The sequence below is a fragment of the Paracoccus sp. KKT209 genome (assembly GCF_055635455.1).
Map to the genome: position 1 here is coordinate 283,164 of NZ_JBVMWB010000002.1, position 22,944 is coordinate 306,107.

23 protein-coding genes are annotated in these 22,944 nt (G+C 67.0%); 12 read left to right on the top strand and 11 right to left on the bottom strand.

Translation table 11 applies throughout. The features are described 5' to 3' along the window. Nucleotides 1–91 precede the first annotated feature (91 nt). Together ACZ2G3_RS17365 and ACZ2G3_RS17370 are read left to right on the top strand one after the other, a co-directional pair. Nucleotides 92–1,246, top strand: coding sequence for a cytochrome b/b6 domain-containing protein (locus ACZ2G3_RS17365; protein ID WP_470399296.1), 1,155 nt, complete (start codon nucleotides 92–94; stop codon nucleotides 1,244–1,246). Between the two features lie 102 nt (nucleotides 1,247–1,348). Beyond that, a complete protein-coding gene (locus ACZ2G3_RS17370; protein WP_470399297.1) occupies nucleotides 1,349–1,927 on the top strand; it encodes a YceI family protein in 579 nt (192 codons plus the stop codon). A gap of 87 nt (nucleotides 1,928–2,014) precedes the next feature. On the opposite strand, the gene ACZ2G3_RS17375 is transcribed toward ACZ2G3_RS17370, so the two are convergent. Then, complete coding sequence (locus tag ACZ2G3_RS17375) at nucleotides 2,015–2,518, bottom strand: YciE/YciF ferroxidase family protein (RefSeq protein WP_470399298.1); 504 nt, start codon at nucleotides 2,516–2,518, stop codon at nucleotides 2,015–2,017. Between the two features lie 56 nt (nucleotides 2,519–2,574). Beyond that, nucleotides 2,575–3,102 (bottom strand): ferritin-like domain-containing protein, encoded by a 528-nt coding sequence (locus ACZ2G3_RS17380; protein ID WP_470399299.1) that lies wholly within the window; start codon nucleotides 3,100–3,102, stop codon nucleotides 2,575–2,577. A 185-nt stretch (nucleotides 3,103–3,287) separates the two neighbouring features. On the opposite strand from ACZ2G3_RS17380, the gene ACZ2G3_RS17385 reads away from it, so the two are divergent. Continuing rightward, nucleotides 3,288–3,965, top strand: a complete 678-nt coding sequence (locus ACZ2G3_RS17385) for a hypothetical protein (RefSeq protein WP_470399300.1) — start codon at nucleotides 3,288–3,290, stop codon at nucleotides 3,963–3,965. Nucleotides 3,966–4,181: 216 nt separating this feature from the next. Beyond that, on the top strand, nucleotides 4,182–4,796 hold the full coding sequence (locus ACZ2G3_RS17390) for a hypothetical protein (RefSeq protein ID WP_470399301.1): 615 nt from the start codon (nucleotides 4,182–4,184) through the stop codon (nucleotides 4,794–4,796). On the opposite strand, the gene ACZ2G3_RS17395 is transcribed toward ACZ2G3_RS17390, so the two are convergent. From ACZ2G3_RS17395 to ACZ2G3_RS17420, 6 genes are all read right to left on the bottom strand, one after another. After that, nucleotides 4,797–5,681, bottom strand: coding sequence for a S8 family serine peptidase (locus ACZ2G3_RS17395; protein ID WP_470399303.1), 885 nt, complete (start codon nucleotides 5,679–5,681; stop codon nucleotides 4,797–4,799). 135 nt (nucleotides 5,682–5,816) lie between these two features. Beyond that, complete coding sequence (locus tag ACZ2G3_RS17400; protein WP_470399305.1) at nucleotides 5,817–5,951, bottom strand: hypothetical protein; 135 nt, start codon at nucleotides 5,949–5,951, stop codon at nucleotides 5,817–5,819. Nucleotides 5,952–6,015: 64 nt separating this feature from the next. After that, nucleotides 6,016–6,773 (bottom strand): IS5 family transposase gene (locus ACZ2G3_RS17405; protein ID WP_470395968.1). Its coding sequence is split into 2 segments (ribosomal slippage): nucleotides 6,016–6,452 and nucleotides 6,452–6,773, totalling 759 coding nucleotides; the frame shifts between segments, so codons are not numbered across the junction. Nucleotides 6,774–7,133: 360 nt separating this feature from the next. Further along, nucleotides 7,134–8,207 carry a 2,3-butanediol dehydrogenase gene (locus ACZ2G3_RS17410; protein ID WP_470399307.1) on the bottom strand — a complete coding sequence of 358 codons (1,074 nt, stop codon included), beginning with the start codon at nucleotides 8,205–8,207 and terminating at the stop codon, nucleotides 7,134–7,136. 79 nt (nucleotides 8,208–8,286) lie between these two features. Continuing rightward, complete coding sequence (locus ACZ2G3_RS17415) at nucleotides 8,287–10,086, bottom strand: NAD(P)-binding domain-containing protein (protein ID WP_470399309.1); 1,800 nt, start codon at nucleotides 10,084–10,086, stop codon at nucleotides 8,287–8,289. Nucleotides 10,087–10,236: 150 nt separating this feature from the next. After that, nucleotides 10,237–11,976: a sigma-54-dependent Fis family transcriptional regulator gene (locus ACZ2G3_RS17420; protein WP_470399311.1), complete on the bottom strand. Its 1,740-nt coding sequence runs from the start codon at nucleotides 11,974–11,976 to the stop codon at nucleotides 10,237–10,239. Between the two features lie 135 nt (nucleotides 11,977–12,111). Between ACZ2G3_RS17420 and ACZ2G3_RS17425 the strand changes: the two genes are divergently transcribed. Beyond that, entirely contained in the window at nucleotides 12,112–12,489 is a 378-nt protein-coding gene (locus ACZ2G3_RS17425) for a DUF1622 domain-containing protein (RefSeq protein WP_419269793.1), read from the top strand. A 3-nt stretch (nucleotides 12,490–12,492) separates the two neighbouring features. Here the strand turns inward: ACZ2G3_RS17425 and ACZ2G3_RS17430 are convergent, their stop codons facing one another. Further along, nucleotides 12,493–13,395, bottom strand: coding sequence for a DMT family transporter (locus ACZ2G3_RS17430; RefSeq protein ID WP_470399313.1), 903 nt, complete (start codon nucleotides 13,393–13,395; stop codon nucleotides 12,493–12,495). A 143-nt stretch (nucleotides 13,396–13,538) separates the two neighbouring features. On the opposite strand from ACZ2G3_RS17430, the gene ACZ2G3_RS17435 reads away from it, so the two are divergent. Then, nucleotides 13,539–14,840, top strand: a complete 1,302-nt coding sequence (locus ACZ2G3_RS17435; RefSeq protein WP_419269789.1) for a glycosyltransferase — start codon at nucleotides 13,539–13,541, stop codon at nucleotides 14,838–14,840. Here the strand turns inward: ACZ2G3_RS17435 and ACZ2G3_RS17440 are convergent. Then, the gene (locus ACZ2G3_RS17440) at nucleotides 14,803–15,330 is read right to left on the bottom strand and encodes a DUF2585 family protein (protein ID WP_470399315.1); all 528 of its coding nucleotides are present in this window, start codon (nucleotides 15,328–15,330) and stop codon (nucleotides 14,803–14,805) included. The two genes, ACZ2G3_RS17435 and ACZ2G3_RS17440, sit on opposite strands and share 38 nt — an antisense overlap. 142 nt (nucleotides 15,331–15,472) lie before the next feature. Continuing rightward, a complete protein-coding gene (locus tag ACZ2G3_RS17445) occupies nucleotides 15,473–16,141 on the bottom strand; it encodes a GntR family transcriptional regulator (protein ID WP_470399317.1) in 669 nt (222 codons plus the stop codon). A gap of 150 nt (nucleotides 16,142–16,291) precedes the next feature. Here ACZ2G3_RS17445 and ACZ2G3_RS17450 point away from each other — a divergent pair, with 150 nt between their 5' ends. From ACZ2G3_RS17450 to ACZ2G3_RS17475, 6 genes are all read left to right on the top strand, one after another. After that, nucleotides 16,292–17,575: a malonyl-CoA decarboxylase domain-containing protein gene (locus ACZ2G3_RS17450; RefSeq protein ID WP_470399319.1), complete on the top strand. Its 1,284-nt coding sequence runs from the start codon at nucleotides 16,292–16,294 to the stop codon at nucleotides 17,573–17,575. Between the two features lie 55 nt (nucleotides 17,576–17,630). Continuing rightward, nucleotides 17,631–19,106, top strand: a complete 1,476-nt coding sequence (locus ACZ2G3_RS17455; RefSeq protein ID WP_470399724.1) for a malonate--CoA ligase — start codon at nucleotides 17,631–17,633, stop codon at nucleotides 19,104–19,106. Between the two features lie 73 nt (nucleotides 19,107–19,179). Further along, nucleotides 19,180–19,572 carry a malonate transporter subunit MadL gene (gene madL / locus ACZ2G3_RS17460; RefSeq protein WP_470399321.1) on the top strand — a complete coding sequence of 131 codons (393 nt, stop codon included), beginning with the start codon at nucleotides 19,180–19,182 and terminating at the stop codon, nucleotides 19,570–19,572. 4 nt (nucleotides 19,573–19,576) lie between these two features. Beyond that, nucleotides 19,577–20,341 carry a malonate transporter subunit MadM gene (gene madM / locus ACZ2G3_RS17465; protein WP_419269780.1) on the top strand — a complete coding sequence of 255 codons (765 nt, stop codon included), beginning with the start codon at nucleotides 19,577–19,579 and terminating at the stop codon, nucleotides 20,339–20,341. 263 nt (nucleotides 20,342–20,604) lie between these two features. Further along, nucleotides 20,605–21,363, top strand: a complete 759-nt coding sequence (locus ACZ2G3_RS17470; protein ID WP_470399323.1) for a LamB/YcsF family protein — start codon at nucleotides 20,605–20,607, stop codon at nucleotides 21,361–21,363. A gap of 41 nt (nucleotides 21,364–21,404) precedes the next feature. After that, nucleotides 21,405–22,940 carry a 5-oxoprolinase subunit B/C family protein gene (locus tag ACZ2G3_RS17475; RefSeq protein ID WP_470399726.1) on the top strand — a complete coding sequence of 512 codons (1,536 nt, stop codon included), beginning with the start codon at nucleotides 21,405–21,407 and terminating at the stop codon, nucleotides 22,938–22,940. Nucleotides 22,941–22,944: the final 4 nt, after the last annotated feature.

The following is a 22,944-nucleotide window of genomic DNA, read 5'->3' on the forward strand; positions in this document are numbered from 1 at the left end:
TCCGCCGCCGCACAGCCTCTGTGCGGCGGCGGACATCCTCAACCGCAGCAGGGTGCGCTAGAACTGGGGAAACAACCGGAGCCCCGAGTCGATGCGCCAGAATACCCTGAAAAGCTATGGCAGCGTGGCGCGGACCCTTCATTGGCTGACGGCCCTGATCATCTTGACGAACATCGTCCTGGGCCTGCTGGCGGTGCGGGTGCCGTTGGAGCAGATGGAAACCAAGGTCCAGCTCTTCTCCCTGCACAAGACGCTCGGCATTGCGGCTTTTGCCGTGGCCTTGACGCGCATCCTCTGGGCGTTGACGCAGCCACGCCCTGTGCCCCTGCACCCCAAGCGTCGGGCCGAAACCTTCCTGGCTGAAAGCGTTCACTGGGTCCTCTATGCCGCCATGCTTCTGGTGCCATTGACCGGCTGGATCGAACATGCCGCGACCGAGGGCTATGCACCGATCCTGTGGCCTCTGGGTCAGGGGCTGCCGTTGGTCCCGAAGTCACCCGCCTTGGCGCTGACCATGGCCTCTATCCATCATATCTTCGCCTGGATGCTAATGGGGGCGGTTGCCCTGCATATCCTCGGGGCCCTGAAACATGCGGTGATCGACCGGGACGAGGTGCTGGGCCGGATGCTGCGGGGGCGAGCGGCGGGTGGGGCCCGGACGTCCCATCACGCGCTGCCCGCGCTGACGGCGATCCTCATCTTCCTGGCCGGAACGGGCTACGCGATCACCGCCAAGCCGGCGGCTGAAGAGGCCGCGCCGTCGTTGGAGCAGGCCGCGTCCGAATGGCGGGTGAGTGACGGCGAACTGGGCTTCACAGTCGCCCAGATGGGGACACAGGTGCAGGGCCGCTTTCCGGAATGGACCGCGGCCATCGCCTTTGACCCGCAGACCGGCACTGGCGACGTAGTGGTCACCATCGACATGAGCAGCGTCACCATCGGCACCATCACTGAACAGGCCAGGTCGGCCCACTTCTTCGACGTCGCCAACAACCCGATCGCGGTCTTCACTGCCCCCATCCGGCCCGAGGGCGACGGCTATGTGGCTGACGGCACCTTGTCCCTGAAGGGGCAGGAGATGCCGGTGATGTTGCCCTTCTCTCTGCGGATCCAGGATGACGTGGCCAGCATGTCTGGTCAGACGCAACTGGACCGCCGCGACTGGAAGGTGGGCGAAAGCTATGGCGACGAGGCGACCGTCGGATTTTCCGTCACCCTGTCCGTGTCGCTCGGTGCGGAACGCTGATCCTGTCTCTGTGCGCCATCCCGCAGGTCATGTTCGTCCATCGCTAGTTGTTTAACCGCGCCTTTTCGGAAATCTTGCCGCCACAACCTACAGGAGCTTTTCATGTTCAAGACCACTGCCCTGACCGCTGTCTTTGCCCTGGCTGCAGGCGCCGCTCTGGCCGAACCAGAGGCTTATACCTTTGACACCTCGCACAGCCAGGTGGTGTTCGACTACAACCACCTCGGCTTCTCGACCACGACGGGGATGTTCGGCGGCATCGAAGGCACGATCCAGTTCGACGCTGAAAATCCGGCCGAATCCTCGGTCGAGGCCAGCTTCCCCGTGTCGTCGCTGATGACCGGCTTCCAAGGGCGTGACGAACACTTCCTGTCCCCCGACTTTTTCGGCAGCGAGGCGGCAGACCCCACCGTGACCTTCGCCTCGACGTCGATCGAGGTGACGGGGGACAAGACCGCCCTGATCACTGGCGACCTGACGCTGAACGGCGTGACCAAGGAAGTCGTGCTGGACACCGTGCTGAACCAGCAGGGCAGCCATCCAATGGAAAACAAGCCGTGGCTGGGCTTTGACGCCACCACGACCCTGACTCGCAGCGACTTCAACCTGGGCATGTTCGCCCCGGCCGTGTCGGACGAAGTCGAGGTCGCAATCTCGATCGAGGCGATGAAGGCCGAGTAAGGGCCTGTCACTTCTCAAATAAAAGAAGGCCCGCAGCGCCAAGCGCTGCGGGCCTTCTTCATGTCGCGGAAACGCGGCAATTGCGGATCAGGCGGCCTTGCCCTGCTGAGCCGCTTCGTTGACCACGCTTTCCGCCAAGGCGGTCAGCTTCTCGTCGGTGGCGGATTCTTCCTGCAGCGTCTGGTCCAGGACCGACACGGCGTCGTTCATGCCCAGCTGGGCGGCCCAGCTTTTCAGGGTGCCATAGCGGCTTATCTCGTAATGCTCGACGGCTTGGGCCGCGGCCAGCAGCCCTGCATCCAGGGCGGGGCTGCCCTTGAATTCGTCCATGATCTCCTGCGCTTCCGAGATGATCCCTTCGATCGCATCGCAGGTCTTGCCCTGCGGGCGCTTGCCGATCATCTCGAAGACCTCGGTCAGACGCTCGTACTGGGCCTGCGTCTCCTGCTCATGCGTCTCGAAGGCGGATTTCAGGTCGGGGTTCTGCGCGGCCCGGGCCATTTTGCGCAGGGCGGTCCCGATCTTGCGTTCAGCGTAATAGATGTCCTTCAGCGTTTCGTGAAACAGCGTCTCGAGGGTCTTGTCGGCCATGTCTGGCTCCTTGCAGATGGGGGCGGGCCATGTGGCCCAGCAGGTTTGGGGGCTGATCAGATATCGGCGCGTTCGCCGCTGGCGCTCAGCATGATGTACTTGCGCGTCACCTCGGGCAGGCTGTCGCGGACCGCGGCGGCCATGTGCAGCTCTTCGTCCAGGTTCTGGCGAAGCAGCGGGATCGAGTCGATGGCTCCGCAGCTTTCCGCCGCCGTGATCAGCGAGGTATAGGCCGCGATCTCGAAGTTCTCGAAGGCAAAGTTCGCCAGCGAGTTCTTGATGATCTCGTCGGACGTGACGGTGTGGCCCATGGCGGCCATGGTGCCCACGAAGGACTGGGTCATATCCTTCAGTCCCGATGCGGAGTCACCGGCCTCGGCCAGGATCTGGTCCAGGCGCTGGATCTGGCCTTCGGTCTCGCGGATGTGCCGGTCCAGCATCGCGGCGACTTCGGGATAGTGCTCGAGCCGGTTCAGCTGCGGCTGCATGATCGACAGCGCCTGCTTCTCCATCGCGTGAGCGTTGCGCAGCCCATCGGTGAAAAAGCTGCGGGCGGCTTGTTGAGGGGTCTGGTCGGCGGGCATGATAACCTCCTGTCATCTTGAAAGCAGCGAACCCCGCAGGCCCGCGTTTGTTCCCGTTGCGGCAGGACAGCCGATGGCAGGAACAACTGGGGGACGTGCTGGTTACAGCCACCACGTCGGGAGCAGGCCTTCGCCCTGCACCCGCGCTGCGTCTCGGCGCAGCCGATGCTTCGAAGGAGGACAGCATGACCACCCAGATGGACAACCCCGCCGGCGGCGCAGCCGGATATACGCGCGCCGCCGCCTGCCTGTTCGATGATCGCCGGCACGCAGAGCGCGCCGTCCTGAGACTGCGTCAGGCAGGCATTTCGCCGGCCGATGTTGTCATGACCGAGGGCGCCTCATCCGGTGCGACCCGGGGAACGGGCCAGGACCCGGCGTTCCGCCAGCCGGTCGACGGGCTGCCGTTCCCAGATGAGGATCGTGCCCTTTATGCCGAAGGTCTGGCCCGGGGCTGCTCGCTGGTCGCGGCGCTCAACCTGAACGATGCGCAGCATGATCTGGCACTGGTCATCCTGGACGAGGAGGGTGCGGTGGACCTGGCGGCACACGAGGCCCGATGGCGCGCGGATGGCTGGTCAGGTCCCACGGAAGAGGGTGTCCTGCCAAGCGGTGTTCGCGGCACGACGCTGGACGCCGCTTATACCAACCCGCGCGATGGCAACATGAACTACGAGGGTCCGTCGATGCAGGCCGGAACCAATCCTCCGGTCGGCGCTGACCAGCCGGACCAGCAGCCGAATGCCGCAGTGACCGGCGTCCGCGACACCAGCCGAGGCCCCGCGCGCGCTCGTTCCTATCTGGTCGGCGGCGGTCCGAACCGTGACGACCAGCAATCGCCAACAGCGGGGAGACTGGCATGAAGCATTATGAAAAGAAGAACATGGCCTATATCATAGGCGCCGTCGTGGTGGCGATCCTGGTCGCGGTCCTCTATTCGACCTTGGTGCAGAGCAACGGCAGCTGATTGCGCCCCGGCACCTCGATATCCCGAAGAGCAGTGGCTTGTTCCGATGAGACAGTCTTTTAACGGTCGACTTGTACCATAATGGCGATCTGGGCCAAGATGGACATCCGTGATGAGCAGGACCACCCACCGCCTGACTGAACTGCGCCCCCTTGGGGCGTGGTGCGGGGTGGCGGCTTTCATCATCGGGCTGCAGCCGCTGCACCAGGCTCGGGGGTTTGAGGCATTCCTGGAGAACACCCACTTGCTGGAGGTCTCCCTCGGATCAGTGCGATCAGATCAGGCGGGCGACATGCGGCGCGGGGGCTACGAATTGGCAGATGGCACGCCGGTTTCCTTCGATGACTGGTACCGGCCCCGGCTCAAGGAGTTGAACCTGGTCTTCCTGTCCGAGCTTACCCCGGCTTTCGGTTTGATCTGGGGAATGAGCAGCGGCGAGAGCGGAGAGAAGTACCGCATCGACCCCGGCCTGCGCTTTGGCTTCATCCTCCAACGGCCGGTGGGAGATGGCGGGGTGGTTTCGCTGCAGGTCACCAGCCTGCTGGGCGGGCGCTTTCGGGAAAGGCCGTGCCAAGCCGATTTCGGTGCCATCGGCGGTGGAAGCGTCGCCGTCAACTGCCGGCTGGCGGCCAGCACGCTGCCACCCGCGAAGACCCTGGATTATCTTGTCATCATGAGCGGATCGGACGAGGCGCGGGTCACCCTCCGCTATGACGTCAGCTTTTGATCAGCGGATGGCAACCGGTGCCAGCGCACGGGCGATGCTGGCCTCTCCACGGCCGTGGGTGGCTGCCGTGTAGTTGTTGATCGTGTCGGTCCGCGCGGTTGACAGAAGTTGGCTGGCGACCTGGGCGGGGGTCGCCTGCGGAAACTTGCTGGATAGAACCGCCGAATACCCTGAGACGATGGGCACCGCGAAGGAGGTTCCATAGAGGCCGGTCTGCGCTCCGGTCACGCCTACCACCAGGAACTGGCTCTGTACCGCCGTATCCTCTCCGGCGTAGTTGCTGTAGGAGGCCAGGTTCGCCCGCTGTTCGGGGCGGCCATGCGCATCGAGGGCGCCGACGAAGATCGCGGAGGGCGCGCCGACCAGATCCCGCGAAAGGTAGTCGACCTCCATCATGCTGTTGACGGCGCCGATAGGGATCGCATCATTTCCGGCAGCTTTCACCGCGACGCCCCGACCGCCGTGGGCATGCTTGATGATCGACCGCTCGCGCGCATTCCACCGCACGGAAAGGTTGTCCACCGCCATCATGCCATAGGACAGGTTGAAGATGTTCAGCCCCCGGCGCAGCTTGATCGCACGGTTGTCGCCGAAATCCTGCCGTTTCACCCGGGCGGAGGGCGCCATCAGCGACACCTGTTTGGCCGTCCACTGTCCGTGCCGCAGACGCTGCATCCTTGTCTCCAGCTGGCCCCAGTAGCGGCTCCGGCTCTTGAAGTCGTCGATGACCGTCACGTGAGACCCTTGGCCCTTGTACCCCTGGCTCCAGGCATCCGCGATCTCGGGGCTCATCCAAGGCTGCAGATCCTGCGCCGGCGCCGCGGCGCCGGACAGGATGAGACATGCGACTGCGGCGGCGACCTTGATCAGCCTGTTCTGTGGCATCGGTTTTCCTGCAGGCCGGGCATCGGGCCGGTTCCGGGCGCCAATCATCGCCCGGATCGCCAGCATTTTGAACCTGTTCCTTCGGTTAGTTCGACCTATCCGAATGTCCTGACCGTCAGCCGCAGCAATGGGCCTTCACTGCGGCACCGGGGCCATGCTCACGTGCTGCTCCGCGGGCTTGGGTTCTGCCGCGAACAACTCCTCGGACAAAAGGCCCACGATCCGGCCCCGGTCGCCCCTCAGCCCTTCTTCCACGAAGGAAAAACCCATATCGCAGATGGCGGCGGAAGGGGTCTGGCTCCACCTGATCTCTAGGCTCAGGACTCGTTCTTGATCACAGCCAAAATAGGACGGTTGCGGCCAATGCTATTGCGGAGAGGTATGTCTCCGGGCACCTGTCGTAACGCGTGGCGACACGTCTCCAGTCTTTCAGCCGCCCGAACATGATCTCGATGCGATTGCGCCTTCTGTAGCGGCGCTTGTCGTATTTCACGGTTTTCTTGCGCAACTTCCGGCTAGGGATACAAGCTTTTATCCCTCTGTCCTGCAACGCTTTTCGCAGCCAGTCAGCATCATAGCCTCGGTCCGCCAAGAACCAATCAGCCTGCGGCAGGCCGTCCAGAAGCGCCGCTGCGCCGGTGTAGTCGCTGACCTGTCCTGCCGACATGAAGAACCGGATAGGTCTGCCTTTCGCATCGGTGACGGCGTGCAGCTTGGTGTTCATGCCGCCTTTCGTTCGACCAATCTGGCGACTGCGCCCCCCTTTTTGGCCCGCAGGCTGCAAGCCGTGCGATGCGCCTTCAGATAGGTTGCATCGATCATGATTGTCTTCGGATCGGTGCTCTCGGCGGCCAGGCCGACCATGATCCGGGCGAAGACCCCGTTGTCACTCCAGCGCTTCCAGCGATTATAAAGCGTCTTGGCAGGTCCATATTCACTCGGCGCATCGCACCATCTCAAACCATTGCGATTGATGAAGATAATGCCGCTCAGCACCCGCAGATCGTCAACTCGGGGACGGCCATGGCTCTTGGGGAAGTAGGGGCGAAGGCGCGCCATCTGCGCCTCGGTCAGCCAGAACAGGTTGCTCATCGATCAGGTCTCCTTGCGGCGGCCTGAATCACGCAAAGGGCGTAAAATCAATGGGTCTGGAGCCTAACAAGCACACTGGTTGTATAGAAATAGATAAAATTCGCGTCAAGGTTGGTGTTTCCCGCTGTCATCCGATCAACAAGAAGCTGCAGGACTGTGACAGGCGCGGCAACAATGCCGAAGAAAAGCGCACGGCCGTCAAGCTGTTGATGATCGCGCGCCCGCAGCGCGCGCCCGGTGTCAGGCTGTGCTGCCCCCCGGATGAACCGGCTGCCCGGATCGCAAGCACGCTGAGATCGGCCACGGCCCCAAGGACGGTGCCAAGGGGCCGTGAACAGATCTGCGACCTCGAAAGATCGGTCAGCGCGACAGGTCGATCAGGATCTTTAGCTGCGTGCCCGCCGGGTCCAGCAGGCGGTCGAAGCCCTGCGTGACCGCGTCGGACAGGGCGATGCGGTCGGTCACCACGTTGGCCGCCGGCAACTGGCCGCTGGCGATCATCCGCGCCACGCGGTTCCAGTAATGCGTGGGATAGGCCCAGCTGCCGCGGATATCGACGTCCTTGAAGGTCACGGCGAACCAGTCCAGTGGATTTTCATGCGGGTGCAGGCCGGTCTGGACCACCACGCCTTGCTTGCGCACCCCATCAAGGCATGCCTTCAGCGCATGTTCATTGCCCACGCATTCGATCGCGACGTCGCACCCGACGCCGCCTTCCGTGGCCGCGCGAATGACGTCGCCGACCTGCTGTCGGGTCGGGTTCAGCGTGACGGCGCCGGGGATCAGGTCGCGGACCAGGTCCAGACGGGTCTCGTTCGGGTCCGACACGAACAGCTGCACCGCCCCGGCCGCCCGGGCGGCCATCAGCGTCAGGACGCCGATCGGCCCCGCGCCGGTCACCAGGACGCTGGACCCTGCCGTGACGCCACCCCGGTCGCAGGCATAGACCGCCACCGCCGCAGGCTCGATCAGGGCCACGGCCTCGTCCGGAAGGTCGTCGGGGATCGGCACCACGTTGTAGTCGTTCAGCAGCGCCATCTGCGCCATCCCGCCCGATCCCCATGACAGGCCTGCCAGTGCCAGCCGGTCCGACAGGTGGAACAGCCCGCGATCGGCGTAATAATCGCCCGACCGCGGCATGATCAGCGGTTGGACCGACACCCGGTCGCCAGGCGCGACATGGGTGACGCCCTCACCCACGGCCTGGACCACGCCGCCGAATTCGTGGCCAAGCACCTGGGGCCCGGAGGCGCCGGTGAAGGGATGCGGCTCGGTCGGGATGAAGATCGGGCCATAGGCATATTCGTGCAGATCCGTGCCGCAGATCCCGCAAAAGCTGTTGCGGATCAGCACCTGCCCGGGGCCGGGAGGGGCAGGTTCGTCGATGTCCTCAAGGCGCAGGTCCTTGGCCGCGTGAAACCGCAGGGCTTTCATGGAATTACTCCGTTCAGTGATTGGCGCATCAGACGCGGAGGGAACCGGCGGCCATGGCCGCCGGTCCGGGACGCAGTCGTCAGCTGGTGTGGTGAACCTGCTGCAGCCCATGGACGGGGGTGTCGATGCCCGCCTGCCGCGCCTTCAGCTGCAGCGCCAGGTACAGCGAATAGTGACGCGACTGGTGCAGGTTGCCGCCGTGGAACCACAGCGCCTGCTGCTGGGTGGGCTTCCACATGTTGCGCTGCTCGCCCTCCCAGGGGCCGGGGTCCTTGGTCGTGTCCGACCCCAGGCCCCAGCACTTGCCCACGCGGTCGGCCACGTCCTGCCCGATCAGGTCGGCCGCCCATCCGTTCATCGAACCATAGCCCGTGGCATAGACGATCAGGTCGGCAGGCAGCTCCTGCCCGTCATCCAGGCGCAGGCCGGTTTCGGTAATCTCGTCCACCTGGCCATGCGCCAGCTTGATCTTGCCGTCAATGATCAGCTGGCTGGCGCCCACGTCGATGTAATAGCCCGAGCCGCGGCGCAGATACTTCATGAACAGCCCCGAGCCGTCATCGCCGAAGTCCAGCTGGAAGCCCGCCTTTTCAAGCCCTTCGTAGAAGGTCCTGTCCCGTTCCTTCATCTGCTCATAGAGCGGGATCTGCCACTGGTGCATGATCCGGTAGGGCAGCGAGGCAAAGATCAGGTCGGCCTTTTCCGTGGTCATGCCGTTGGCGACGGCCTCTTCGCTGTAAAGCGCGCCCAGGCCGATCTCCATCAGGCTGTCGGACCGCACGATATGGGTCGAGGACCGCTGCACCATGGTCACATCCGCATCATGTTCCCAAAGCGCCGCCGCGATGTCATGGGCCGAGTTGTTCGAGCCGATGATCACCACCTTCTTTCCGGCATAGGCATCGGGGCCGGGATGCCTGGAACTGTGATGCTGATCGCCGCGAAAGCGGTCCATGCCCGGAAACTCCGGGATGCGCGGCTTGCCCGACATGCCGGTGGCCAGCACCAGGTGCCTGGGGCGCAGCACGACCTCTTCTCCGTCGCGATCCACGACCACGGTCCATTCCTGCGCTTCCTCGTCATAGCTGGCGCGCTGACAGGTGCTGCGCGTCCAGTAGTTCAGCTCCATGACCTTGGTGTACATCTCCAGCCAGTCGCCGATCTTGTCCTTGGGGGCGAAGACGGGCCAGTTGTCGGGGAACTTGATATAGGGCAGGTGGTCGTACCAGACCGGGTCATGCAGGCAGAGCGACTTGTAGCGCTTGCGCCAGCTGTCGCCGGGGCGGTCGTTCTTTTCGATGATGATCGTGGGCACGCCCAGCTGGCGCAACCGCGCCCCCAGGGCGATGCCGCCCTGTCCGCCGCCGATGATCACGGTATGTGGCTGGCGTGCATAGCCCAGCTCGGCGGCCTCGGCCTCGCGCTCCTCGCGCCAGCTGGGGCGGTTCTTGCCGGCCCCGTGCTTGGCCCCCATGGGCCGGTTGAAGCCCTTGGCCTCCTCGTGGCCCTTCAGCTCCTGCAAGGCGGTCAGCAGGGTCCAGATCCGGCCGTCGCGCAACCGGACCAGGCCATAGCCGCGGCCGACCGCGGTTTCGAACTGGAACCAGGCGGTGATGACGCCATCCTCCTCTCCCGGCACCTCGGAAGGCTCCAGGAGCCAACCGGTGGGCCGGATATGGCCCAGTTGTGCGCGCAACATTTCGGCCACCTGCTCGCGGCCCTCCATCGTGCGGATGTTCCATGTAAAGCTGACCAGGTCGCGCCAATAGCAATCGGTCACGAACAGGTCGCAGGCGCGGTCGATGTCGCCTGCGGCAAGCGCCTCGCCCAAGGCGTCCAGCATGGCCTGGGCGCGTGCTGAGGTGGTGGTGTCCAGCATGTTTTCCTCCCTTTGGATTGCAGTCCTCCGGGAAACAGGCTGCGGCGCATTGGGCCGCGGATACAGGAAAATCTTGTGTCGGAACGGGCCGGCACCAAGAACTGGCCTCGTCCCGTTGCCCCTGCAACGCCGCGCAACACGCGCGCAACCTCAGGACGGGGTCAGGCCAAGGCGCTGCATCCGCCGCAGGATGGTGGAGCGGTTGACTCCCATCCGCCGCGCCGCCTGCGCCATGTTGCCTCCGCAGGCCGCCAGCACCGCCCGAAGCTCATCCGTCGGGTCGGGCGGGGGTGCGGGGTCCAGCAGCGGCGGCGGCAGGTCGTCCAGGTCGATGGCCCGCCCCTCGGCCATCAGGGCCGCGGTCTGAAGCGTCGCGGCCAGTTCGCGCAGGTTCCCCGGCCAGCGCCGGACCCGCAGCTCGGCTCGCGCGGCAGGCGTGACGCGCAGCCGGTCGCCCCCTTGTGCGCCCAGCAGACGCGACAAGAGCCAGTCGAAATCCTGCCGCAACCGCAACGGCGGCAACTCCAGCGCGGCGCCCGCGATGCGGAAGAACAGGTCGGACCGGAACAGCCCCTGCCGCACCCGCGTGCCCATGTCGCAGCGGGTGGTGGCGATCACCCGCAGCTTGCTGTCGGCCAGCCGCCGCAGCAACATGGCCTGCGCCTCGGCGTCCAGATCCTCGACCCCCCGCACGAACAACGTGCCGCGTGTCGGCGCAGCCCAGTCCTGGGCCGCCAGGGCAGAGGCATCCAGGCCCGCACAATCCAGCAGGCGAAAGGGCGGCGCATCGGGCTGGCACATATGGATCGCCCGCGCCAGCCGCTCCTTGCCGGTGCCGGTCTCGCCGCAGATCAGCAGGGGCACGGTGCTGCGCGCCAGCCGCGCCGCCCGGTCCAGCAGGGCCTGCATCGCCGGGTCCGCGCCCGACAGGCTGGACAGCCCGCCCGGCCGCAGCGCCGGTCCGCGCGGCAGGCGCACGGTCTGTGGCGCGATCGCATGGCCGAACAGCGCACGTCCGTCGCGCAGGCGGATCACCCGGTCCTCGGTCGGGCGGCCGCGCATCAGGTCGGGAAGGTCATCCACCGACAGTTCGGCCACCTGGTCCAGACGCTGACCGATCAGTGGTCCGCCCTGGCCCAGGGCGGCCTGGGCGCTGTGGGTCATGCCGATGATGCGGCCGGTCTCGTCCAGCGCGATCGCCGCCTCGGGATCGACCTCCAGGAACTCGGGGCTGGCCGACAGGCGCAGCACCCAGTCCCGCCGGGTCAGACCCATCAGGTTCGCCATCTCGACCCGGCGGGCCGAGGCGCGCACCAGGTTCATCGCCAGGTTCTGGCTGGCCTTGGGTTGCGGCGAACGCAACAGCGACAGGTCCAGCACCGCGGCCAGCTGCCCCGTGCTGTCAAAGATCGGTGCCGCGGTGCAGGACAGCGGCGTGTGGCTGAGGTCGAAATGATCGGTCTGGTGGATGGTGATCGCCTCGCCGGTCACGATGCAGGACCCGACCCCGCAGGTCCCGGCCAGCTGCTCGGACCAGTCGGAGCCCAGGTAAAGGCCGGCCGCCCGCAGGTCATCCTCGAACCGCCGGTCGCCGAAGAAGTCGACCGTCACGCCCTTGGCATCGGCCAGCAGCAGCACGTAATTCTGCCCCGCCACCTGCCGGAACAGCGCGTCCAGCCCCGACCGCGCGATCGCGATCAGCCGCTCGGACTGTTCGCGATGGCTCCGCAGCTCGGCCTCGGTGACGATATGGGCGGGCGAGGGGCGCGCGGGGTCCAGCCCATAGCTCTCGACGCAGCGCCGCCAGCTGTCGGACACCACACCGTCGCGCCCGGTCGCCTGCCCTTGCAGGACCTTGCCGATCTCCCTGACATGCTCGATGTCGCGCATCCGCGTCTCTCCCCCTCGCGAATGGCGCCATCATGCCACATCCGTCGCGGGTTGCACGCCCTGCCTTAGGTCGCAACGACGCAACCCTGCCCGGGCCGCATCCGTTGGGGCCGCAGCGGCAAGGCAGGAACGGGCATGGACACGCAGATCACCTTCTCATTGTCGGATCACCTTGGCCGCGCTGCAGTCCTGCTGGAATGGCTGGTGGTGGGGATCGAGATATTCGCCCTCGCCGTTCTGCTGCTGGGGACGCTGCGCTTTGCGGCCCGCTTCGTGTCGGGCGAGGCGCTGCGTCGGGACGCGCATGAACGGACGCATCAGCTGAACCAGGGGCGGCTGGTGCTGGGGCGGCATATCCTGGCGGGGCTGGAGGTGCTGATCGTCGCGGACCTGATCCGCACCGTCCTGCATTTCAGCTTTGCCAATATCCTGCTTTTGGGCGGGCTGGTGCTGATCCGCTCGTTCATCTCGTTCTTTCTGGAACGGGAACTGCGGGCGCTGGAGGATCGCTGAGGCTCAGCCCTGCGGCGTGATGGCCCGGCGCTGGCGGCTGCATTCCAGCCCCAGCCTGTGTTCGCGCCAGATGATCAGGATGCCCGCCAGGATGACCATGGCAGAGCCGATCACGACCGGCGCGGTCAGCCCCTCGTCGAACACCCACCAGCCGATCGCGACCGCCAGCAGCATCGAGACATAGTCGAAGGGCGCGATGACCGAGGCATCGGCATGGCGATAGGAGGCGGTCAGCAGGATCTGCCCCAGCCCGCCCAGAAGGCCCGTCAGGACCAGCAGCATTGCGGTGCCCGCATCCGGCATGGCCCAACCGAAGGGCAGCGTGGCCAGGCCCAGACACGACGCGGTGACCGAGAACCAGAAGACGATGGCGGTCACGCGCTCTTCCTGGACAAGACGGCGGACGAAGATCTGCGCCATCGCCGCGCAGAAGGCGCCCCCCAAGGCCAGGCCAGCGCCGAGGCTGCGAGAGGGCATCGAGCCCGCCTGACCCGACAGCTGCGGCGACAGCACGACCAGGACCCCCGCCAGCCCCAGGCCGACCATGCTCATCCGGAACAGGCGCACGTTCTCGCCCAGGAACAGGCCCGCCAGGACCACCACCAGCAAGGGCGCGGCAAAGCCGATCGCGGTGACCTCGGGAAAGGGCAGCAGCGACAGCGCCCAGAAGTTCAGCCCCATCGCCATGCTGCCCAGCACGCCGCGCCACAGGTGGCCCAGGGGACGACGGCAACGCAGGCCCGCCGACAGCTCATTGCGCCAGATCAGCCAGACCAGGATCACCGGCAGCGCAAAAAAGGACCGGAAAAAGACCTGCTGCCCGGCCGGAATCGCGTCGGCACCTGCCGATGTGGCCTTGATGATCGCCGCCATCACCGTGAAGACTGTCACGCTGGCGCATTTCATCAGGATCCCCCTCAGCGGGGACAGGGCAGGGGGCATGTCATGTTCCAAACCGGTTATCGACTGCTAGCCCTGTCTTGCACATCATGCAACACGGGTCGCCTAGGGATGGGGAACATTCGCCCCGCGCGCCGGTTGGAAATGCAATGACAGCGACATCCGAAACCCTGCTGCGATCGAACGGCCCCGTCGACCCGATGCGCTGGACGGGGTGCCCGGATGCGCGGCCGGGCCTGCGCGTCGCGCTGATCTGTCCGCCGCTGCACAGCCACCTGCGGGCCTTCGAGGCGCTGGCGGCGGAACTGCAGTCGCGGGGGCATGAGGCCCTTTTTCTGACCGAGCCGGGGACCGAGGTGTCGCCCCGGTTCCGCAACCTGCGCCTGCCGGGCAATGCCGCGCCGGCCGGGGGCGGGCTCTGGTCCGACATCAGGGCGGGCGCCCGCCGGACGGACCGCCTCTGCCGCTTTGGGCAGGGGATGCTGACGCGGGCCGCGCCCGACCTGATCCTTGGCGATCAGACCGAGCCTGCCGCGGGGCTTCTCGCCGCGGCCTTGGGCCTGCCGATGCTGTCGGTCGCCTGCGCGCTGCCCTTCGACCCCGAACCCGGCGTGCCCCTGCCGTTCCTGTCCTGGCCCTACGATCCGTCCGAGCAGGGGCTGCATCGCAACGCGGCCGGCGCCAAGGTGGCCCGGCTGCTGATGTCCCCACACCGCCGGGTGATCCGCAGCTGGAGCGCGCATTGGGATCTGGGCCCGCGCGAGGATTTTGCCGATTGCCTGTCGCCGATCCTGACCCTGTCGCAGACGGTACCCGGCCTCGATTTCCCGCGCCCCGACAGCGGCAGCCGGATCGCGCATCTGGGTCCGTTCCGCGACCGCTCGGACGAGGTTTTTCCGCCGGACATCCGCCTCGATGCGGACCGGCCGTTGATCTATGTCTCGCTTGGGACGCTGCAGGGCCACCGCATGGGGCTGCTGTCGCGGATCGCGCGCGCCTGCCGCAACCTGGGCGCACAGGTGCTGGTGTCGCATGGAAATGCCCTAGACGACGGGCAGGCGGCGCGCATCCCGGCCGATTGGGTGTGCAGCTTCGTGCCTCAGTCCGCCGTGCTGAGCCGGGCCACCCTTTGCGTCACGCATGCCGGGCTGAACACGACGCTGGAATGCCTGGCGCAGGGCGTGCCGATGCTGGCCATCCCGCTGACCCATGACCAGCCGGGCGTGGCCGCACGGATCGAAGGCTGCGGCGCGGGCCTCAGCCTGGGCCGCGGCCATCGCAGCCGCCGCGGGATCGAAGCCGCCATCGGCCGCCTGTTGGCCGAGCCGCAGTTCCGGGCCTCGGCGCTGACCTTCGCCCGCGACAGCCGCAGATGGGAGGGCGCGCCCGGTGCGATAGACCGGGTCGAAGCGGTCATGGAAGTGCCAGCACAGCGCGCAGCGTTGCGATGACGAATCCGTCGCCGATCCACAAGGACAATCCCAGTTCAATCGCCGCCACAGCCGCCAGCACCAGCCACAGCGGCAGGGGGCGGGCCAGAACAGCCCCTAGCGCCGCTGCCGCGGTATCGGCCAGCGCGTTCAACCGGCTGTCGCCCCGATAGGCCAGCGGGTCGCCGGGGTCATAGCCGAAAAGGTCGATGCTGGCCGGCAGGTTCTCGACCAGTTCCCACACGGTGCTGCTGATGACCACGGTCGCCACCAGCGCCCAGAGGCTCCACCGGGGCCGCAGGCGTGTCAGCAGCAGGACCAGCAATGCGCCTGTTACCAGGTGCATCAGCGTGTAGGGGTCCAGCATGACGCGCGAATTCACCGATGGGTTGTCGGGCATCGCCCAGATCTGCCCGCAGCCACATCCCCAGGGCCGGTCCAACACGGCGAAAAAGGCCAGCTTCAGCAGCGTAGCAGCGACGATCACGATGACCGCGACCCGGCGGGACATGCCTTGCCGTCTGTGGGGAGGGGGGGATGCCGATGCGGCGTCCCCGCGGCGCGGCGCGGCAAGATCGTCTTTCATGTTGTGCAATCTAGAGGCGGCGGAAGAAGGTGCAAGGGGCCAGCTGCGGCCCTGGCTACCCCACGGCTCAGCCCACCCGCGCCGGGGGGAAGCTGTCCAGCAGCGCGACAAGATCACGGAAGCGGTCGCCCTGGACCAGGACATGGTCGCTCATGGCCTGAGCGGCGGCGGCCTCGTCGCCGGCCCGAATGGCCGCGAAGATGCGGTGATGTTCCTGCAGCGACCGGCGGACACGGCCGTGGGCCTGCAGCTGGCGCCGGCGATAGGGCTGCAGGATTGCCTGCAGGCGCAGCGTCTCGGCCTCCAGAAAGCCGTTATGCGCGGCGCGGTAGATGGCCTGGTGGAACAGGGTGTTCTGGGCATAGTAGCCGTCGCTGTGGCCCGCCTCGGCCGCGGCCTCGCAGGCCGAGAGGCTGGTCGCGATGCGCTCCAGGTCGGCGCCGTCGGCCCGACGGCAGGCCAGGCGCGCGCAAAAGGACTCCATCTCGGCCATCAGCTCGAAACGCTCCATCAGTTGCGGGATGCCCAGCTTGGCCACGAAGGTCCCGCGCTTGGGCTGCACGATCAGCAGGCCCGACGCCTCCAGCGCCTGCAGCGCCTCGCGCACCGGCGTGCGCGAGCAGCCATAGTCCTGTGCAATCCGGTCAGGGTCGATCCGGTCGCCGGGCTGCAGCTGCCCGTCAACGATGGCATTTTCCAGCGCCAGCCGGATGCGTTGCGTCGTCGGTATGCCCATCTGCGCCCTCAATGCTCCGATATTTCACAACAATTCCGATAAAATGTCTATCACCCCCTCTGTTATATACAACAACGATGATTCGGTGTACTTCATGGGGCAGGAGGATCGCATCATGGGCAGGCAAGGACTGACATTCCTGACGGACTTGTGCAGGCAATCACCCGCCGCACCCGCGCTGGCGAGGCGGAGACGCTGACGGCGCTGTCGCGCCCGGCGCTGGAGCGGGCGACGGTCGCCTGTTCGGTCCTGATGGGCCGCATCGGCGATGCCTCGCGCGTCGCGGTCGCCGAGCAGGCCCTGTCGGCCTATCGCGACCTGACGCCGGACGAAAAGCTGCGCTTCTTTCACGAATTGCGCGACGCCTATGGCGTCGACCCGGACCGCATCCGCGCAGCCTATGCGGCCTGGGACCGCCAGCCCGATGCCGCCGCGGTCGCCGACCTGTTCCAGGCGGTCGAGCCGGCGCGCCAGACCCTGCTGCGGCGGCTGAACCTGTCACCCGGCGCGACGCTGCAACTGGTCCATATGCGCCAGGACCTGCTGGCGGCGATGCGGCAGGATCCCAGCCTGGCGCCGATCGACCAGGATTTCGCGCATCTTCTGGCGTCCTGGTTCAACCGGGGATTCCTGCGGATGCGGCGCATCGACTGGAACACGCCCGCCGCGATCCTGGAAAAGATCATGGCCTATGAAAGTGTCCACCGGATGGAGGGCTGGCAGGATCTCAAGCGGCGCCTCTCTGAGGCGGATCGCCGCCTGTTCGCCTTCTTCCATCCCGCCACGGGCGACGAGCCGCTGATCTTCGTCGAAGTGGCGCTGACCCGTGGCATCCCCGACGCCATCGGCCCGATCCTGACCGCGCCCGAAAGCCGCGATGCGGCACCGGCGGACACGGCGGTCTTCTATTCGATCAACAACAGCCTTGCGGGACTGAAGGGCGTCAGCTTTGGCAATTTTCTGATCAAGCAGGTCGTGGCGGAATTGTCAGCCGAACTGCCGCAGTTGAACTGCTTTGTCACCCTGTCGCCCGTTCCGGGCTTTGCCCGCTGGCTGGCGTCGCAGGAGGACGACCGCGCCCGGACGCTGTCGCAGGCGCTGGTAGGGGGTGACTGGAAGACTGACGCGTCCACGGCCGACCGGCTGCGCCCCGAGGTGCTGGCGCTGGCCGCCCGCTACATCGTCGCGGAAAAGGGCAGGGGCGGCCTGCCCGCCGATCCGGTCGCGCGCTTTCACCTCGGCAACGGCGCCAGCGCCCATCGCCTGAACTGGCCGGCCGATTTCGCGCCCTCCGCCCTCAGGGCGGCACATGGGCTGATGATCAACTATCTTTACGAACTCGACCGGATCGAGACCCGGCACGAAGCTTTCGTCCGCGACGGCACGGTCGCGCATGGCCCGCAACTGGCTGATGCGCTGGCCGGCCAAGGGTAAGGGAGGACACCAGATGCAGACCATCCACGAACAATTCGTCCAGACGGCCGAGATCATGCAGGGCAAGACCCTGTTCGAGCGACCGGGCCAGGCCGATATCAGCTTTGCCCAGATGCGCGACATGGTCGAACGCCTGGCGGGTGCCCTGACGGCGCTTGGGGTCGCGCCCGGCGACCGCTTGGCCGTGCAGGTCGAGAAGTCGCCCGAGGCGATCGCGCTCTATCTGGCGACATTGCAGGTCGGGGCGATCTTCCTGCCCTTGAACACCGCCTATACCGGGGCCGAGATCGACTATTTCATCGGCGACGCGGCGCCGCGCCTGTTCGTCTGCGACCCTGCGCAGGCCGAGGCCCATGCCCATCGCGCCAGCGCCACCCTGGCGGTGGAAACGCTTGGCGATGCCGCCGACGGATCGCTGATGGAACGCGCGGGGCAGGCGGAACCGCGCACCCATCGGCATCCCTGCGGCCCGGACGACCGGGCGGCGATCCTCTATACTTCCGGCACCACGGGCCGTTCAAAGGGCGCGGCCCTGACGCATGGCAACCTGGCCTCCAACACCGAGGCGCTGCTGGACTGCTGGCGCTTCACGGCGGATGACCGCCTGATCCATGCACTGCCGATCTTTCACACGCATGGGCTGTTCGTGGCGGCCAACATGGCCCTGGTGGCCGGCGCCACGATGATCTTTCTGAGCAAGTTCGATGCCGACGAAGCCATCGGCCTGATGGAGCGCGCGACCGTGCTGATGGGCGTGCCGACCTTCTACACCCGCCTGCTGAAATCCGGCCGCCTGAACCGCGAGACGACCGGCGGGATGCGGCTGTTCGTGTCGGGATCGGCGCCGCTTCTGGCAGAGGATCACCGCGCCTTCACCGAGCGCACCGGCCACAAGATCCTAGAGCGTTACGGCATGACCGAAACCTGCATGATCGCGTCGAACCCCTATGACGGCGACCGCATCCCGGGCGCGGTCGGCATGGCGCTGCCCGGCATCCGCATCCGGATCACCGACCGCGAAAGCGGCGCCGAACTGCCGCAGGGCGAGATCGGCCTGATCGAGGTCCAGGGCCCGAATGTCTTCGAAGGCTACTGGAACATGCCGGAAAAGACGGCCTCGGAATTCCGGCAGGATGGGTTCTTCATCACGGGCGACCTGGGGACGATCGGGCCGGACGGCTATCTGCGCATCGTCGGGCGCGACAAGGACCTGGTCATCTCGGGGGGCTACAACGTCTATCCCAAGGAGGTCGAAGAAGCGATCGACGCCCTGCCCGGCGTGCTGGAAAGCGCCGTGATCGGGCTGCCGCATCCCGACCTGGGCGAGGCGGTGACCGCCATCGTCGTGGCAAAGTCCGCCGACCTTGACCCGGACGGCATCCGCGCCGCCCTGTCGGACAGCCTGGCGCGCTTCAAGCAGCCCAAGCGCGTGATCCTGGCCGAGGCGCTGCCGCGCAACGTCATGGGCAAGGTCCAAAAGGCCGAACTGCGCAAGGCCCATGCCGGCCTCTATGCCGGAGCAAGCGCCTGACATCCGACCGCCGGGCCGCGACGGAGGAGGTCGCGCCGGGGCTTTCGGTCCAAACCATCACGGGAGGAATATCATGATCATCTATGGAGTCGCGGCCCTGGCCGCCTGCCACCTGGCGGGCGTGATCCTGGGCGACCTGCTGGGCGTCCTTCTGGGCGTGCAGTCGAATGTCGGGGGCGTGGGCTTTGCCATGCTGCTGTTGATCGTCGTCACCGACTGGATGCGCCGCAGCGGGCGGATGCCCGATCTGTCCGAACAGGGCATCCTGTTCTGGAGCGCGATGTACATCCCCATCGTGGTCGCCATGGCCGCGCAGCAGAATGTGGTCGCGGCGCTGGCCGGCGGGCCGCTGGCGATCCTGGTGGGCCTGGCCGCGACGGCGGCCTGCTGGGCGCTGGTCCCGGTTGTGGCGCGGATCGGCGGCCAGGATGAGCCCCTGCCGCCGCTGATGGCGCAGGAGGCCTGATAGGATGGAGATGATCATCGAGCTTCTGGCCAAGAACGGCCTGGTCTTCGCCTTCGTGGTGGTGGGCGTGGTGATGTGGCTGTCCTATCAGCTTTCGGACCGGCTGACGGCGGGGCGGCTGCACGGTTCGGCCGTGGCCATCATCCTGGGCCTGGTCCTGGCCTGGATCGGCGGCAGCCTGACCGGCGGCAGCAAGGGGATTGCCGATGTGCCGCTGTTTGCGGGCATCGGGCTGATGGGAGGTGCGATGCTGCGCGACCTGGCGATCGTCTCGACCGCCTACGGGGTCGACATGCGGGTGATGCGCAAGGCGGGGGCCGCAGGGGCCACTGCCCTGGCCCTGGGGATCGTCGTGTCCTTTGCAGTGGGCGCCGCCATCGCCGCGGCCTTCGGCTATCGCGACGCGGTCAGCATGGCCACGATCGGCGGCGGCGCGGCGACCTATATCGTCGGCCCGGTTACCGGCACGGCCCTTGGCGCCAGTTCCGAGGTCATCGCCCTGTCGGTCGCGGCGGGCCTGCTGAAGGCCGTTCTGGTGATGATCGGCACCCCCTTCGTGGCGCCGCTGATCGGGCTGAACAACGCCAAGTCGGCCATGGCCTATGGCGGGTTGATGGGCACGACTAGCGGCGTGGCCGGCGGGCTGGCCGCCACCGACAAGCGTCTGGTGCCCTATGGCGCGATGACCGCGACCTTCTACACGGGCCTCGGCTGCCTTCTGGGGCCGTCCGTCATGTACCTGGTCCTGCTGGCAGTGATGGGCGGCTAGGCGCAGGACCTGCAGCGTCCTCGCCCGGCTCCATCCCCTTGCCAGAGGCCGTAGCCTCGGCAAAACCCCGGGCTCGAACCGGGCAGCCATGGCGTTCCTCTTCGACAGGACGGTGGTTGCCGAGGCAGCATCAGGCCCCTTGGCAGTGTTGAACAATCGGCCCGATCCTGCCCAATGATCCTTGACAGGCACGCCTATGCTGCCAAACCTCGGACCGCGTCACCGTCTTCCGGCGGCCGGGTTCTGTCGAGGATGGAGAAAGCATGCAGATCGACCTGAACAGCGATCTGGGCGAAGGCTATGGCGCCTGGCGCATGGGCGATGACGCGGCGATGTTGCAGATCGTCAGTTCCGCCAACATCGCCTGCGGTTTTCACGCCGGCGATCCGCGCGGCCTGCTGGAGACCCTGCGCCAGGCCGCGCGTCAGGGCGTGGCCGTCGGCGCCCATGTCAGCTATCCCGACCGCGTGGGATTTGGCCGGCGTCACATGGAGGTGGCGCCGGACGATCTGACGGCGGATGTCATCTATCAGATCGGCGCGCTGCAGGGGCTGGCGCGGGCGGCAGGCACTCGCGTCACCTATGTCAAGCCGCATGGCGCGCTGTACAACACCATTGCCCATGACGCGCGGCAGGCCGAGGCGGTCATCGCGGGGGTGCTGGCCATCGATCCGTCCCTGGTGCTGATGGGGCTGGCGGGGGCGCCGATCCTGGATCGCGCACGGGCTGCGGGCCTCAGCGTGGCCGCCGAGGCTTTCGCCGACCGCGCCTATGCCCCCGACGGCACGCTGGTCCCGCGCGGGCAGCCCGGTGCGGTCCTGCATGATGTTGATCTGGTGGCCGACCGCATGGTGCAATTGGCGTCCACCGGCATCATCCAGGCGGCCGATGGCAGCAGCCTCCAGCTGCAGGCGGACAGCATCTGCGTACATGGCGACAGCCCCGGCGCGGTGCAGATGGCCACGCGCATCAGGCAGGCGCTGTCGGACCGGGGCGTGTCGATCGCGCCCTTTGCCCCGTGATTCGGTTTCTGCCTGTCGGGCCGCGCTGCCTGCTGGTCGAGATGCCGGATCTGGACCGGACGCTGGCGCTGTTCCGGGCGCTGGAGGCAAACCCGGTGGCGGGCGTCACCGACATCATCCCGGCCGCGCGCACGCTGATGATCCGCACCGGACCGGGCGTGGCAGCGGATGGTGCGCTGGCCCGCCAGATCCTGCAGCGGCAGCCCGCCGGAACCACCGGCCCCACACCGATCCCTGCCGAGGCCATCGAGCTGCCGGTGACCTATGACGGCGAGGATCTGGACCAGGTGGCCTGCCTGATGGGCCTGAGCGTGCCCGAGGTCATCGCAGCCCATCAGGCCACCGAATGGCAGACGGCATTTTGCGGCTTTGCCCCCGGCTTTGCCTATATGACCTGCGCCGATCCCCGGTTCGACCTGCCGCGGCGCCCGGTGCCGCGCACCAGGATCCCCGCAGGCTCGGTTGCCTTGGCGGGTCGGTTCTGCGGGATCTATCCGCAGGAAAGCCCTGGAGGCTGGCAGTTGATCGGGCACACCGGGGTGCCGATGTGGGATCTGGCGCGCGATCCGCCCGCGCTGCTGCGGCCGGGAACCCGCGTCCGTTTCGTGCCGGCGCGCGGGCGCATCCATCCGGCGACGGCTGTGCCGGAACCGGCAGCCACCCTTGGGGCGCGGGGGCTGCGTGTCGTCGCGACCGCCTTTCCGATCCTGGTGCAGGACCTGGGGCGGGTGGGACAGAGGGGGCAGGGGGTCTCGCTTTCGGGTGCCCTGGATCAGGGGGCGCTGCGCCGGGCGAACCGCGCCGTCGGGAACAGGCCGGGCGAGGCGGCGTTGGAAATTACCCTAGGGCCGGTACGCCTCTTGGCGGAGTTGCCGCTGACCCTGGCGCTGGCCGGCGCGGCGCAGGCGGTGGTGGTTCATTCCGAAGGACACGACCCCGTCGTCCCCGGCGCCGCCTTCGCGCTGGATGCGGGCGACGAAATTCAAATCGACGCGCCCGCCGCCGGGATGCGCAGCTATCTGGCGCTGCGCGGCGGCTTCCAGGTCCGGCCCGTGCTGGGTTCGGCGTCAACCGACACGCTGGCCCATATTGGCCCCGCCCCCTTGGACGCTGGTTCGGTGCTGGCTCCGGCGGGCCGTCCCGCGGGCGCCGTCCATCCGCCGGAAGGCGGGCCCAATCTGCCTGCGGCGGGCGATCTGGTCACGCTGCCGGTGACCCTGGGGCCCCGCACCGACTGGTTCAGCGACAAGATGCTGCGCCATTTCCTGGCGCAGGAGTGGCAGGTGACGGCGCAATCCTCGCGTGTCGGAATCCGGCTGGCGGGCGATCCGGTGACGCGCGACGGGATCGAACTGCCCTCGGAGGGAACAGAGGCCGGAGCGATCCAGATCCCGCATTCCGGCCAGCCGGTGCTGTTCCTGGCCGACCATCCGCTGACCGGGGGCTATCCCGTCATCGCGACGTTGCGCCCCGAGGCGCTGGACCTGGCCGGACAGCTGCCGCCCGGCGCGCGCATCCGCTTTGCGGCCGATGCCCCCTTTGCCCCGATCGTCCCGGAGGACCGCGATGTTTCTTGACACC